Here is a 14,384-nt window from a genome sequence, read left to right as displayed (position 1 = left end):
TATTTTTGAGCAAAATAGATTTTTGTGTTCCATCTTTTCAATTTATCGCTCAAGTTAAATGGTTTTCCAATGAAGGAAGCAACTACTGAATTTGAAAAAATTCAAGCCGTTTCTGATGCTGATTATGAAAATTACATACATTTAAAACGAAAGGAAATTGTTGACTATCATTTAAAAAACAATAAATCCTATCAAGAATTTGTTGGAAAATCAAATTCCAATCCAGAATCTTCTGGATGGAATGAACTTCCAATTATGACCAAAAAGGATTTTCAGAAACCTTTATCTGAGAGACTTTCAAATGGATTTACAATTAAAAATGTTTACGTCAATAAAACTTCTGGTTCGAGTGGCGATCCATTTATTTTTGCTAAAGATAAATTTTGTCATGCCTTGACTTGGGCAAATATTATTAACCGATTTGGATGGTTTGGAATTGATTTTAATACATCTAAACAAGCACGGTTTTATGGAATTCCACTTGATTTTATTGGAAATAAAAAAGAACGATTAAAAGACTTTTTTAAAAATAGTTACCGATTCACCATCTTTGATTTATCTGATGAAGTTCTTGAAAGAGTACTACTTAAATTTCAAAGTAAGAAATTTGATTATATCAACGGTTATACATCTTCTATAGTTTTATTTGCCAAATTCCTTCAAAAGAAAAACATTGTTTTAACTTCAGTTTGTCCATCGTTAAAATGTTGTGTTGTTACTTCCGAAATGTTATTTGAAGAAGATAAAATTTTGATGGAAAAACAATTTGGAGTTCCAATTGTCAATGAATATGGTGCTTCCGAGCTGGATTTAATTGCTTTTCAATCCCGAAATGTCGGGACAAAAGATGAATGGCAAGTAAATTCTGAAACTTTATTTGTTGAAATATTAGATGAAAATAATAACGTTCTACCCAACGGAAAAGAAGGTCGAATTGTGATTACTTCCTTATATAATAAAGCACATCCATTTATTAGATATGATATTGGTGATGTTGGAATTCTTGACGAAAAAAGCACGTTTAAAAAACCAATTCTGAAAAAATTAATTGGCAGAACTAACGATATTGCTATTCTTCCAAGCGGAAAAAAATCGCCTGGATTGACATTTTACTATGTAACCAAAAGTATTATTGAAGACGACGGAAATGTAAAAGAATTTGTTATTAAACAAACAAAAATCGATACTTTTGAAGTGGAATATGTAAGTAAAAATGCATTAACTGAAATTCAAATTCGTGATATTGAAAAAGCAATTACTGCTTATTTAGAAAGTGGTTTAAACTTTAGCTTTATCCGAAAAGAAAAATTAACGAGAAGTAAAAGCGGAAAATTGAAGCAATTTGTTTCGATGATGAAATAAAATATAAACCATTAAAATAACTATATGAGCCAAAATTTAATTATTTCAGAAGAAACGATTTCAGATAAAATTTACTTTATTAGAAATCAAAAAGTGATGTTAGACAGAGATTTAGCGATGCTTTATGGGATTGAAACTAAAAGATTAAAAGAACAAGTTAAACGAAATATTTCAAGATTTCCTGAAGATTTTATGTTTGAATTAACAAAGGATGAATTTGCAAATTGGAGGTCGCAATTTGCGACCTCCAATTCAGATAAAATGGGTTTACGTTATGTTCCAATGGCTTTTACTGAACACGGCGTTTTAATGTTATCAAGTGTTTTAAATAGTGATAAAGCTATTCAAACCAATATTCAAATTATGAGGATATTTACAAAAGTGCGTCAAATGCTTTTAGATACAACTGATTTGAAAATTGATATTATGCAAATTCAGAAAAAACTTGAAAATCACGATAAAAATATTGAATTGGTTTTTAGTTATTTGGATGAATTGACAGAGAAAAAAGAAGATGAAAAACCAAGAACAAAAATTGGTTACAAAAAATAAATTATGAAAATAACCATAATTGCAGGTGCAAGACCAAATTTTATTAAAATCGCACCCATCATTAAAGCGATTGAAAAAAAGCTATCTGAAGGAAAAAAAATTTCTTATAGATTAGTTCACACAGGTCAGCATTATGATAAAAACCTGAGTGATACTTTTTTTGAGGAATTGAATATTCCACATCCAAATGCTAACTTAGAAGTAAAAAGTGGTTCGCAAGCAGAGCAAACAGCAGCAATAATGATTGCTTTTGAAAAGGAATTACTTCAAAATCCATGTGATTTAGTTTTGGTTGTTGGTGATGTTAATTCGACTATGGCTTGTGCCATTGTAGCAAAGAAAATGAATATAAAAGTAGCTCATGTTGAAGCTGGAATTCGTTCTGGAGACATGACTATGCCCGAAGAAATCAATAGAATTGTAACTGATAGTATTACCGATTATTTCTTTACAACTTCAACATCTGCGTCTGAAAATTTATTGAAAAATGGTGTTGATTCAAATAATGTTCATTTTGTTGGAAATGTGATGATTGATACATTATATCAAAATTTAGATAGAATTTCAGCTCCGAGTTTTTGGGATGAATTTGGTTTAGAAACTAAAAATTATATCATCTTAACTTTACATCGTCCATCCAATGTTGATGAAGAAAAATCGTTAATTGATTTATTGAAAGGCATTGATAAAATGGTTGGTGATAAAAAAATAATCTTTCCTATTCATCCGCGAACTAAGGCAATTTTGGGGAAAACTAATTTGAATTTAAAAAACATATTATTTGTAGAACCTCAAGGCTATTTGAATTTTATGTATTTAATAAAAAATAGCTTTGCTGTAATTACTGATTCTGGTGGAATTTCTGAAGAAACTACGGTTTTAGGAATTCCTTGCTTTACCATGCGAACCACAACGGAAAGACCAGAAACAATTGAAATTGGAACAAATAATTTAGTTGGAATTTCTATTGAAAAACTAGAGAATTTATTTGGAGAATTTCTTCAAAATGGTGCAAGAAAAGCTGGAATTCCTGAACTTTGGGACGGGAAAGCATCGGAACGAATTATTGCTGTTTTATTAGACACAAATTTCACGAATTAGCACGAATATTGACTGCTTCAAATTTCACAAATTCATGAGGTTTCGTAAAATTCATTTGAAAATTAAAGCAACAAAAATGATAAAATGGAATCAATATTCGTGTAAATATAAATATTTAGAATTCGTGTAAATTTGTGAAATTCGTGTGAAAAAAATGAAAGAAATCCTAATCATATCTAATTATTATCCGCCAGAAAAAGGCGCTGCTGCTAATAGAATTGAGCAGTTAGCGTTGAAATTGCATCAAAATAATTATAAAGTTTCTGTTCTTTGTCCGCTTGGAAATTACCCAAAAGGAGAATTGTTTCCTGAATATAAAGGCAAATTTTCGGTGACTGAAAATCGGGATAATATAATTGTAAAACGTCTTTGGATTTACCCTAGTGTTAGTAAAAATTTGATTGTCAGAATACTCTCTGTTTTGTCTTTTTCGATGAGTTTATTTTTTTATTTATTGTTTAAAAAAACGCCTAAAAAAGTTGTAGTTCAATCGCCACCATTATTACTTTCTTTTATTTCAATTTTTGTACTATCGTTAAAAAATAAAAAGATTATTTTAAATATTTCAGACCTTTGGCCATTAGCTGCAATTGAATTGAAGGCATTAAAAAAGGGTTCACTTTCTCATAAATTCTCTTTGTTTTTAGAACGATTTATCTATAAAAAATCAACATTAATAATTGGTCAATCAAATGAAATTATAACTCATGTAAAATCTTTATTTCCGAATAAAAAATGCTATTTATACAGAAATTTTCCTGACCATAAAGTTGAAAATTTTGATTTGAAATTTGAAGAGAATCAACCAATAAAAATATTTTATGCTGGTCTTTTAGGAATTGCTCAAGGTGTTTTAGAATTGTGTGAAAAAATAGATTTTAATTCCTTGGAGAATGACAAAATAGAATTACACATATTTGGTGATGGAGCAGAAAAAAGTGAAATAGAAGCATTAATTTCGTCTAAAAAACAACATAAAATATTCTTTCACGGCATGATGGAACGTAAAGATTTGCATGAAACTTTAAAAACATTTGACATTGCTATCGTACCATTAAAAACAAGAATTTATGGTTCAGTTCCTTCTAAAATTTTTGAATATGGAGCACTTGGATTTCCTATTTTATACTTTGGTGGTGGTGAAGGAGAAAGTATTGTAGAGGAAAACAAAATGGGTTGGGTTGCTTCTGTTGAAGATTATACTGAATTAAATAACAAAATACAATTAATTTCAAAAACGAGTAAATTGGAATTATTTGGAATGAAAGAAAGAATTTTCAGGGAATCTCAAATCAATTTTAATTTAGATCTTCAAATGAAGTCACTTATTAATGAGGATGTGTTTTAGTAAGCTTTATCTTCTCCTTTAAAAATATTTACAACTGTTTGAATGATAATTTTTATATCCATAACTAAAGACCAATTTTCAATGTAGAAAACATCAAATTTGATTCGGTTTATCATGTCTTCATCGGTTTCTATTTCACCACGATATCCTTTTACTTGAGCAAGTCCTGTAATTCCTGGTTTTACATAATGACGAACCATGTATTTTTTTACTTTACTAGCATACGATTTATTTTGTGACCACAAGTGAGGTCTTGGTCCAACAACTGACATGTCTCCAAGTAAGACATTGAAAAATTGTGGTAATTCATCAATACTCGTTTTACGCATAAATCTTCCCATTTTTGTAACTCTTGGGTCATTTTTAGAAGCTTCTTTTTCAGTAGTTTGATTAACTTGCATCGAACGAAACTTATAGCAAAAGAATTCATTTTCATCAATTCCTGGTCTTCCTTGTTTAAAGAAAATTGGGCCTTTAGATTCAAGTTTTATCAATAAAGCAACTATTGGTATTAGCCATGAAAGAATAAAAACAATTATAAATAATGAAAAAATAAAATCAAAAGCTCTTTTTATTGCCTTTATTGTTGGGTTATGAAGTTGTGTTTTTTGAAGTGATAAAACAGGAAAAAGCTCATAATAATCTATACGCATGTTTTTAGAAAAAATCTCTTTTGTATCAGGTATGAACTTTATTGCCTTGTTATTATCGTCTGCGAACTCAACCAAATCCTTTAATTTTTCATTTGAAATTTCGTTTAAAGAACAATAGATTTCATCAATATTTTGATCTATCGCAAATTTCTTCAAATCTTCTATTTTCCCTTTAACTTCGGCATTTTGTTTTTTATCAGAAAAAAATCCTTGAAAACGATATCCATAATCTTGTCTGTTTTCGAAAACTTCTTTTAATCGAATAGCTTCAGGTGTGTATCCAATAATTACGGCATTTCTGAAATTATTTTTAGTAGTAATTCTATACCTTTTAAGATAATAAAAGAAAAAATATTTTAAAGAAATTATTATTAAAAAACTAACAGACATAAAAAGTGCTATAGCTTTTCCACTAAATATTGCTGTTTTAACAAAAGGAAAGAAAGCAATAACAACTAAAAGGAATAATGACGCTTGTTTAATTAATTTAGTAATAATTTCAACTGGTGTTGTAAATCTATATACTTCATAAAACTTTACCAAAAAAGCAATAAAAACCCAAGCAACAGTTTGATATGCAATATAATAAACCATATCAAGTTTTAAATTTCTAAAGAAAAATAAACTTAAAAAAGTAATGACCAAAAGATCAAGAATGATGCTTATGGGTCTAATATATTTAGAATATCTACCTGTTTGTTGTGCAACCATATATTAATGGATGTATCCTTTGAAATCTTTGTGCTCTTCTTTTAATAACTCTTCAGATGAAAGAGATTTGAAATAATCATAAGTCAATTTCATTCCTTCCTCTCTATTAACTTTTGCTTCCCAACCAAGAATTTCTTTGGCTTTAGTAGTGTCTGGTTGTCTTTGTAAAGGATCGTTAATTGGTAACGGATGATAAACTACTTTTTGATTCGTTCCAGTAAGTTTTATAATTTCATCGGCGAAATCTTTGATCGTAATCTCATCAGGATTTCCAATATTCACAGGATAAATATAGTCAGAATGTAGTAATCTAAAAATTCCTTCAACTTGATCAGTAACATAGCAGAAAGAGCGTGTTTGACTTCCATCTCCAAAAATAGTTAGGTCCTCACCACGAAGTGCTTGACCTATAAAAGCCGGAATTACACGTCCATCATTTAATCGCATTCTTGGTCCGTAAGTATTAAAAATTCTAACAATTCTTGTTTCTACACCATGAAATGTGTGGTAAGCCATTGTTATTGATTCTTGAAAGCGTTTTGCCTCGTCATAAACACCTCGTGGACCAATAGTGTTTACATTTCCATAATATTCTTCGGTTTGTGGATGAACTAATGGATCACCATAAATTTCTGATGTTGATGCAATTAAAATTCTTGCTTTTTTTACTCTTGCAAGACCAAGAAGATTATGAGTTCCTAAAGAACCAACTTTAAGTGTTTGAATAGGAATTTTCAGATAATCAATTGGTGATGCTGGAGAAGCAAAATGTAAAATATAATCTAACTTTCCTGGAATATGAACAAATTTTGTAACATCATGATGATAAAACTCAAAATTTTCAAGTTTGAATAAATGTTCGATATTTTTTAAATCTCCTGTTATGAGATTGTCCATTCCAATTACAAAATATCCCTCTTTTATAAAACGATCACAAAGATGTGAACCTAAAAAACCCGCAGCACCTGTTATTAATATTCTTTTCATTATTTTGTTTCTGTGTTAGATATTTCTTTGTGATTTATTGAATTGAAAATACAAAACAATAAGGTAAAAAAGACAACGCCTCTTTGTCTCCAAAGAAAAGATTCTGTCAAAAATAAACTTATCATTAGAATTGTAAAAGAAAAATGTATAAAATCTTTGTTATTTATTGCATTTTTTAGAGATATAAAAAGCATTATTACTAAAAGTAGAAATCCAACTACACCAATTTCTGCAAAATTCTGAATATATTGATTGTGAAAATTAAAAGTTCCGTAACCATTATATAAGTTATATTTTTTTTCTTTTTCTATAAGTTTTTCTGTTGATGCATTTAATCCAAAACCATTTAAAAAAATTGGTTCTTCTTTTAGAAGTTCAAAGAAAACTCTTGCTTGATATACACGAAAAGCCGTTCCAGGAAAAAAGTCATTTGGAGAAAATGTTTCATTGTTCCAAGCTTCATAAATACTAATATTGTGAACTCCATTCTCTAGTGTTGACGTAACATTTGGACTTAAACTATTTGGTGCATTATTTCTAAACTCCTCTTGAAAACGTTGCTTAATCTTGCCAAAAGAAAGTCCAATTACAATAATTCCTCCAAAAATTATAAGATTTCTTAATCTCATTTTATGAGATGCTTTTGAATAGTAGAAATAATAGATTAAAATCAAAAATATAAAAACTAAAATTACATTTTTTGAAGACAATAAAACAATGAATGCTGCTAAAAGAAAAGAAAGAATTATATCAATTTTAGATTTGATTTCTTTTGTAAAAAAATAAAAAAATGCTAGTGCAACAAAAACAGAAACATGAATTGCATTTAATAATTTTGGCACCAAACCGAAATCATTATAATCTTCTCCATGATAGAAAAAAGCGCGGCTGTCTTGATTGATTGCGTATCTAATAATTGCTCTTAAAAGAAAAACAACAACAAGAATAACCATTGAATAACTATAATATTTTAATAGTTTATCTTTTTGTGATTTTGAAATTTGAATTTTCATAAACACAAGTGGTAGTAACAATAGAACAATTTCTTTTGGAATAGCACTGAGGGTTTCTTGTTTATTAATGCTCCAAAAATATGAAACTGCCATTAATAAAAACATCATTATTGGTAGTAACAAAATCTGTTTTTGATTAAATTCTGTTTTTCTAAAATTAACAAAAACTGAGATAATTAAAAGTCCTAAAGCAATGTTGTTTACTGCAAATGGCAGAGGAATTGTTACAAGCAATAATAGAACGAAAAGAAAAGAAATATTATTTTTACTTTCTTGTTTTATGTCTTGAAAAACACTCTTCGAAAAGTTGTAAATATTGACCATTTATTTTCTCCCAATTAAAATCTTTAATTATTGCTTGATAGTTGTTTTGAACCTTTTGCAAGTTATCAATTTTTTTGACAGATTCTAAAATATTTTTCACTTCTGAAGGATTAGAAAAATAGATGCCGTTTTCTTTTAAAATTCCTTTATTGAAATCGTTATTATGAGCAATAACTAATGCTTGTGAAGCCATAGCTTCTAAAAGAGATGGGTTTGTTCCACCTACTGAGTGACCATGGAAATATAATTTTGAAAAATACCGAAGATTATTTAGGTGTTCAAGGTTATAAATACCTCCTAAAAATCTAATGTTTTCTTTATTTTTGAATTTATTTTTTAAATATTCACCATATTTTGTTTCGTGTTTTCCAATGACCAAAATTGGTGTTTCATCGTTTGATTGAGCAACACCTTCAAGAACCATGTCAAGATTATTTTCAGGCTCAAAACGAGCCATAATCATGTTGAAATTTTCCTTTTCAACATTGTATTCTTTTAGAAAATCTTCATTAGGCGAATCAAAAGGATATGCTCCGTAAGCAATGTATGTTGAATTTTTATTATATTTTTCTTTTAAAAATTTTTCAATTCCAAGAGAATCTGAAACTAAATAGTCACTTGAAATTGCGGCAAGTCTCTCGGCAAATTTTAGAAATTGTTGAACTGGTCTAGAATATTTAGTCCTTTTCCACTCTAAACCATCCATATTTGTTATAATGATTGGTTTTTTTGGAAGTAGAAAAAACCATATTGAATTACTTGTATAACCTAACTGAAGAATAATATCAAAATCTCTTTTGCGAGAATCCATGATGCAATTGTAATCATAAATAAACTGCCCAAAAGTTCCATATTTATACTCAGGATCGTGTTGGTGAATAATGTTTACGCCGTGAAAAGTTTTTTCTTGAAACTTATGATTATGAGAATTATAGCAATATACTTCATGCCCTTTTTCTACAAGGTACACCGAAAAAAATTCGGCAAATTGTTCAAAACCTCCATAATAGTTTGGAATTCCTCTAGTTCCGAGAATAGCAATTTTCATAGAGATTTAATTGGTTTTAGGATTGCAAAAATACAGAAATTTGTCAACTTTTCTTATTTTTATAATTAATTCCAAATTTAATTAATTCTATTTAGGGTTTCAAGATATTGCCCTAGTCTTGTTTATTCTATTTTTTAATTAAAATAATTGTTTTAAAAAACGTTTATTAGTATAATTATAGTTTTATCTTTGTGAATATTAAATTTTTTAGATGAAAGTTGCATTAATTACAGGAATAAATGGCCAAGATGGATCATACTTAGCCGAATTATTATTAGATAAAGGATACGAAGTTCATGGAATTATAAGACGTAGTTCGACTTTTAATACTGAAAGGATTGAACATCTATATATTGAATCTTTGATAAAAGATTTACATAATAAGCAAAAAATTAAATTGCATTATGGTGATATGACAGATTCAACAAATTTAATTCGATTAGTTCAACAAATAAAACCAGATGAAATATATAATCTTGCAGCACAATCGCATGTAAAAGTTTCTTTTGAATTACCTGAATATACAGCTGAGACAGATGGTATTGGAACCTTGAGACTTCTTGAAGCTGTTAGAATTTGTGAGCTAGAATCTAAAACAAAAATATATCAAGCTTCAACTTCTGAATTATTTGGGAAAGTACAAGAAATACCTCAATCAGAAACAACACCATTTTACCCAAGAAGTCCATATGGTGTTGCTAAGATTTATGCTTTTTGGATAACAAAAAATTACAGAGAGTCGTATGGTATTTTTGCAGTAAATGGTATTCTTTTTAATCATGAATCTGAAAGGAGAGGAGAAACCTTCGTTACTAGAAAGATTACTCTTGCAGCAGCAAGAATTAAACATGGTTTACAAGAAAAATTGTATTTAGGTAATTTAAACTCTTTAAGGGATTGGGGTTATGCTAAAGATTATGTAGAGTGTATGTGGTTAATGTTACAACAAGAAAAGCCCGAAGACTATGTAATTGCAACAGGGATTCAACATTCTGTGAGAACATTTTGTGAGTTGGCTTTTAAAGAAGCTGGATTTGAAATAATTTGGGAAGGAAAAGATGAAAATGAAAAAGGAATTTGTAAACAAACAGGTAAAACTATAATAGAAGTAGATTCAAATTATTATAGACCAGCAGAAGTAGAAACTTTATTAGGAAACCCAACAAAAGCAAAACAAAATCTTGGTTGGAATCCAAATAAAACTTCATTAGAAGAATTAGTGAAAATCATGATGCAACATGATTTAGAATTTGTAAAAAAATATTAATTATGAATAATAATTCTAAAATATTTGTTGCAGGAGCAAATGGAATGGTTGGTTCTGCTATAATTAGAGAATTAAAAAAGAATGGATTTAATAATTTACTAACTCCTAGTTCAAAAGAACTAGACTTAAGAAATCAAGCTGAAGTTTCAAGTTTTTTTGAAACAAATAAACCAGAATTTGTTTTTTTAGTTGCTGCAAAAGTTGGCGGAATTCATGCTAATAATACTTATCCTGCTGAGTTTTTATATGACAATATGATGATTCAAAATAATGTAATTCATCAATCTTATTTGAATAAGGTTGAAAAACTACTGTTTTTAGGAAGTTCATGTATTTATCCTAAATTTTCTCAACAACCTATCAATGAAGATAGTTTGTTAACAGGTAGTTTAGAACCAACAAATGAAGCATATGCAGTTGCTAAAATTTCAGGAATAGAAATGTGTAAGTTTTACAATAGACAATATGGTTCAAACTTTATTTCTGCAATGCCTACAAATTTATATGGTATAAATGATAATTTTGATTTAAATAATTCTCATGTTCTTCCTGCATTATTAAGAAAAGTAATTGAAGCAAAAAATAATAACTCTGAATCAGTAACTATTTGGGGAAGCGGTTTGCCCAAAAGAGAATTTTTATATGTTGATGATTTAGCAAAAGCTTGTTTGTTTTTGATGCAAAATTACAATAGTCCTGAAATAATTAATATTGGAACTGGAGAGGATTTATCAATTAAAGAATTATCAATTTTAATTAAAGAAATTGTTGGTTTTAGTGGAAATCTTGTTTTCGATAGTTCAAAGCCTGATGGGACACCACGTAAACTATTGGATGTTTCGAAAATTAATAAACTAGGGTGGAAACATGAAAATGATGTAAAACAAGGTATTTTAAAAACAATTATGTGGTTAGAAGAAACTAATTTTAATCGTTTTAATTAAATATTTATAAATATTTTTTCGAAACTAGATACATAATTTGAAATCGAAAAGTTTTCTACAGCGCGATTGTATCCGTTTTCTCCAAATTCTTGTCTTAATTTTGGATCTTCAATAAGTTTTGAAATTGCGTTTTCTAACTCTATTTCATCTTTAGGCTTTACTAAAAACCCTGTTTCGTTATTTAAAATAATTTCTGTTAAACCACCATGATTAGAACCAATAACAGGTTTTTTTGCTAACATTGCTTCTACAGCTACTAATCCAAATGGTTCTGGTTCTATTGATGGAACAACTGCAATGTCTATGCATTGCCAAATTTTCGCAATTTCTTTTGTAAAAGGAATATGAATGACTTTATCTGAAATATTTAATTCAATAATAATCTTTTCAAGTTCATAAAGAAAAAATTCTTGATTAGGTGGTGTTGAACCTATTAATGCGAGTTTAATATTTTGATGTGTCTTTAAAACTTCATTAAAGGAATTTAAAAGTATTTTTTGTCCTTTCCATCGACTTATTCTTCCTACTAAAGCAATAATTATTTCTGAAGAATTACATTTGAAAATTAGTTTTCTAACATCTTCTTTTTCCTCTTTTGAAATATTGTTTTGATTCACCTCTAAACCATTCCAAACTACTTCAGATTTTAAAGAAATTTTTTTGGTCACATCCCAAAATTTCTTTGTTGCAATAGAATTGTAAACAATTTTAGAATTAGAGTTTAATGATAACATTTTACAAAATATCTTTGTAAAAAATTTAGGAGATTCAATAATCTCATGAACATGCCAAAGATGTTTTATACCACTTTTTTTAGCATAAAAAACACCTAATAAAACAGCTAATGTATTAGAGTAAATTAAATCAAAGTTATATTGCTCATTTAAATCATTAATTACATTAAAACTTTTTTTTATGTCCTTGAAAAACTGAAAAATATTTTTTGGGGTAAACATTTTTCTATATAATTTTAAAACAGGAGCTATAACAACTTTTATTCTGTTGTTTTCTAATTCAACTTTCAAAGGTCCTTCAAATGGTAAAATAACAATTGGATTAAACTTTGATTTATCAATATGCTTTAATAATAAAAGTAATGTTTTATCAGAACCATAAAGTTCAGCTGATTGATGTATGAAAAGTATATTTTTCACTATTCAATATGTTTTAAAATTTTTGCAGGAACACCTCCAATAACAACATTATCTGGAAAAATGTTATTGACAACAGCTCCTGCTGCGACAACACAATTATTACCAACTTTACTTCCGTCAAGAAAAGTGACCTTTGCTCCTACCCAAATATTATTCCCTAAAATAATTCCCTTAGAAGTTACACCTTGTTCTCTTATTAATTTTGTAACATCATTAAAATTATGATTTTCTGAATGAAAACTAATATAAGAACCCATAATTACATCGTCTCCTATTGATATTCCTCCTGAAGCGCCAAAATGAGTATAATCTCCAATAGCGGAATTATTGCCCATTTTTAATCCTTTTCCATATTTTGAGAAATGGCTTGTTGAAGTTAATGTTGAAAATGAACCAATTTTAACACAATCTCCTAATATTATTTTCTCATATGAAAATCCATCAATTTCACATTCTTTACCTATAGTTATATTCTTACCAAAAACAATATTTCTTGTATTATATATTTTTGTATTATTTCCGACAAATACTTTTTTTCCTGTTTTTAAAAATCCTCTTATTAACATAAAAAATCTAGTTGAAAGAGTATAAAAAATTAGCAGATTAGGTATTCTACTATCAATTTCATATTTTTTACCAGATTTGTTAAGGAGTTTTTGAAATATTGTTTTTAGCATATTTCTTGGGTTTTAAAATCATTTTTCTCACTAAAAAATAATAGTGCTCCAACTATAAACATTAAAATTTCATTACTATTATTAATACCTACTGTTACAAGAGTAGAGACAAACAAAGATAATCCAAATGCAGAAATAAATACATTCTTAAAATTCTTGTTTTGATATATCTTTTTATATAATTTGTTTAAAAAAAACAAGTACAAAAATAAACCAACTATCCCAACTTTATATAAAATATATGCATAACCATTATGAAGTTCAGAAATGTATTTCATCCCTTTTTCATCATCTGATAAAGGTGCGAAAAATTTTAAATTTACCAAAGAACCATAACCTAGACCAAAAACTATTCCTTCTGGGTTTTCTTTTATAAGTTCAATTGCCCTTTTTGCTTCATATCCTCTCCAATGATCCCATAAATCAGTATGGTCTTCTCTGTCAATTTTTGTTTTAAAAACTTCCGCAGGTGCATTTTTTATTTTATATAAAAACGAAGTAATTCCATCCTTATCTCGTCTTATATTAACAGAAAATAAAACTGTATATAAAAGTACAATTGAGAGTAATAAAATCGATGCAATTTTAATCGTTTTTGGTTTTATTACGGTATAACCATAAATTGAAAGTAAAGATATAAAACCTGTTACAATCATTGTTCTTGAAAAATAAAGTATACTAGAAATTAATATAGTCCAAAACAAGATTCTATGATTTGCCCTTTTTTGAAATAAGTTTTCATTTTCAAATTTTTTATAAAAAGAAAGAAATAAAACAGCAACTAATTCAATAAAATTATCTGTACCATGTTGTCTAATGTCGGCAACAGTTGAAATGTTTGATATTGATATAATTAATCCAAAATGTACTAATGCTGAAACAAGCCCTGTTAAAACGATAGCTTGTACAAATAATTTAAAATTATTAATTTTTCGATAAAAACAATACCCTATTAAGAGACCTAGAACAGGTTTTATAAAATGAAAAATATCTTTAACGATATTGTACCAATTATATTTATATAATAATGTTCCGAAAAAACCAATTATGAAAATATAAACAACCGGTGATAAAAATTTTAAAAATTTTGTTGAAATTCTTGGTTTTTCTAATATTAAAAAAAATGATAATATGATAAATTGTAAGAAAATGTTAAAACGAAATGAATATACGTATAACTGTAAAAAAACTATAATTATGAAAAGTAGGGTATAAAATTTTGTTGCATTTATTTTCATACATT

At 27.8% G+C, this 14,384-nt stretch carries 13 protein-coding genes; 6 read left to right on the top strand and 7 right to left on the bottom strand.

Features of this window, described 5'->3' with window-relative positions; all coding sequences use genetic code 11:
• Positions 1 to 24: 24 nt before the first annotated feature.
• From Q0049_RS06380 to Q0049_RS06365, 4 genes are all read left to right on the top strand, one after another.
• A complete protein-coding gene (locus tag Q0049_RS06380; protein WP_298117776.1) occupies positions 25 to 1,362 on the top strand; it encodes a phenylacetate--CoA ligase family protein in 1,338 nt (445 codons plus the stop codon).
• A 24-nt stretch (positions 1,363 to 1,386) separates the two neighbouring features.
• Positions 1,387 to 1,914, top strand: a complete 528-nt coding sequence (locus Q0049_RS06375) for an ORF6N domain-containing protein (protein WP_298117775.1) — start codon at positions 1,387 to 1,389, stop codon at positions 1,912 to 1,914.
• Positions 1,915 to 1,917: 3 nt separating this feature from the next.
• Complete coding sequence (gene wecB, locus Q0049_RS06370; RefSeq protein WP_298117773.1) at positions 1,918 to 3,015, top strand: non-hydrolyzing UDP-N-acetylglucosamine 2-epimerase; 1,098 nt, start codon at positions 1,918 to 1,920, stop codon at positions 3,013 to 3,015.
• A gap of 154 nt (positions 3,016 to 3,169) precedes the next feature.
• Positions 3,170 to 4,363, top strand: a complete 1,194-nt coding sequence (locus tag Q0049_RS06365) for a glycosyltransferase family 4 protein (protein WP_298117771.1) — start codon at positions 3,170 to 3,172, stop codon at positions 4,361 to 4,363.
• Here the strand turns inward: Q0049_RS06365 and Q0049_RS06360 are convergent.
• From Q0049_RS06360 to Q0049_RS06345, 4 genes are all read right to left on the bottom strand, one after another.
• Entirely contained in the window at positions 4,360 to 5,727 is a 1,368-nt protein-coding gene (locus tag Q0049_RS06360; protein WP_298117769.1) for an undecaprenyl-phosphate glucose phosphotransferase, read from the bottom strand. The two genes, Q0049_RS06365 and Q0049_RS06360, sit on opposite strands and share 4 nt — an antisense overlap.
• A gap of 3 nt (positions 5,728 to 5,730) precedes the next feature.
• Entirely contained in the window at positions 5,731 to 6,714 is a 984-nt protein-coding gene (locus Q0049_RS06355) for a UDP-glucuronic acid decarboxylase family protein (RefSeq protein WP_298117767.1), read from the bottom strand.
• Positions 6,714 to 7,727 carry an O-antigen ligase gene (locus Q0049_RS06350; protein ID WP_298117765.1) on the bottom strand — a complete coding sequence of 338 codons (1,014 nt, stop codon included), beginning with the start codon at positions 7,725 to 7,727 and terminating at the stop codon, positions 6,714 to 6,716. The genes Q0049_RS06355 and Q0049_RS06350 overlap by 1 nt, the downstream gene beginning before the upstream one ends.
• 265 nt (positions 7,728 to 7,992) lie before the next feature.
• Positions 7,993 to 9,099, bottom strand: a complete 1,107-nt coding sequence (locus Q0049_RS06345) for a DUF1972 domain-containing protein (protein WP_298117763.1) — start codon at positions 9,097 to 9,099, stop codon at positions 7,993 to 7,995.
• Positions 9,100 to 9,310: 211 nt separating this feature from the next.
• Here Q0049_RS06345 and gmd point away from each other — a divergent pair, with 211 nt between their 5' ends.
• Positions 9,311 to 10,366, top strand: coding sequence for a GDP-mannose 4,6-dehydratase (gene gmd, locus Q0049_RS06340; protein ID WP_298117761.1), 1,056 nt, complete (start codon positions 9,311 to 9,313; stop codon positions 10,364 to 10,366).
• A 2-nt stretch (positions 10,367 to 10,368) separates the two neighbouring features.
• Positions 10,369 to 11,310: a GDP-L-fucose synthase gene (locus Q0049_RS06335; RefSeq protein ID WP_298117759.1), complete on the top strand. Its 942-nt coding sequence runs from the start codon at positions 10,369 to 10,371 to the stop codon at positions 11,308 to 11,310.
• Here the strand turns inward: Q0049_RS06335 and Q0049_RS06330 are convergent.
• The 3 genes from Q0049_RS06330 to Q0049_RS06320 are packed head-to-tail and all read right to left on the bottom strand — an operon-like array spanning position 11,307 to position 14,379.
• The gene (locus tag Q0049_RS06330) at positions 11,307 to 12,464 is read right to left on the bottom strand and encodes a glycosyltransferase family 4 protein (RefSeq protein WP_298117757.1); all 1,158 of its coding nucleotides are present in this window, start codon (positions 12,462 to 12,464) and stop codon (positions 11,307 to 11,309) included. The genes Q0049_RS06335 and Q0049_RS06330 overlap by 4 nt on opposite strands.
• Positions 12,464 to 13,141 (bottom strand): acyltransferase, encoded by a 678-nt coding sequence (locus Q0049_RS06325; RefSeq protein WP_298117755.1) that lies wholly within the window; start codon positions 13,139 to 13,141, stop codon positions 12,464 to 12,466. The genes Q0049_RS06330 and Q0049_RS06325 overlap by 1 nt, the downstream gene beginning before the upstream one ends.
• On the bottom strand, positions 13,135 to 14,379 hold the full coding sequence (locus Q0049_RS06320; protein WP_298117753.1) for an O-antigen ligase family protein: 1,245 nt from the start codon (positions 14,377 to 14,379) through the stop codon (positions 13,135 to 13,137). Before Q0049_RS06320 ends, Q0049_RS06325 begins: the two co-directional genes overlap by 7 nt.
• Between the last annotated feature and the right edge of the window lie 5 nt (positions 14,380 to 14,384).

It is taken from the genome of Flavobacterium sp., from assembly GCF_027484205.1.
Taxonomy (GTDB): Bacteria; Bacteroidota; Bacteroidia; order Flavobacteriales; family Flavobacteriaceae; genus Flavobacterium.
This window is presented reverse-complemented; position numbering and strand designations above follow the sequence as displayed.

Bases quoted from the DNA above. Each gene is read 5' to 3' on its own strand.
- wecB (WP_298117773.1), top strand. From the start codon at position 1,918: ATGAAAATAACCATAATTGCAGGTGCAAGACCAAATTTTATTAAAATC.
- Q0049_RS06360 (WP_298117769.1), bottom strand. From the start codon at position 5,727: ATGGTTGCACAACAAACAGGTAGATATTCTAAATATATTAGACCCATA.
- Q0049_RS06345 (WP_298117763.1), bottom strand. From the start codon at position 9,099: ATGAAAATTGCTATTCTCGGAACTAGAGGAATTCCAAACTATTATGGA.
- Q0049_RS06320 (WP_298117753.1), bottom strand. From the start codon at position 14,379: ATGAAAATAAATGCAACAAAATTTTATACCCTACTTTTCATAATTATA.
- gmd (WP_298117761.1), top strand. From the start codon at position 9,311: ATGAAAGTTGCATTAATTACAGGAATAAATGGCCAAGATGGATCATAC.
- Q0049_RS06365 (WP_298117771.1), top strand. From the start codon at position 3,170: ATGAAAGAAATCCTAATCATATCTAATTATTATCCGCCAGAAAAAGGC.
- Q0049_RS06355 (WP_298117767.1), bottom strand. From the start codon at position 6,714: ATGAAAAGAATATTAATAACAGGTGCTGCGGGTTTTTTAGGTTCACAT.
- Q0049_RS06335 (WP_298117759.1), top strand. From the start codon at position 10,369: ATGAATAATAATTCTAAAATATTTGTTGCAGGAGCAAATGGAATGGTT.
- Q0049_RS06350 (WP_298117765.1), bottom strand. From the start codon at position 7,727: ATGAAAATTCAAATTTCAAAATCACAAAAAGATAAACTATTAAAATAT.
- Q0049_RS06325 (WP_298117755.1), bottom strand. From the start codon at position 13,141: ATGCTAAAAACAATATTTCAAAAACTCCTTAACAAATCTGGTAAAAAA.
- Q0049_RS06375 (WP_298117775.1), top strand. From the start codon at position 1,387: ATGAGCCAAAATTTAATTATTTCAGAAGAAACGATTTCAGATAAAATT.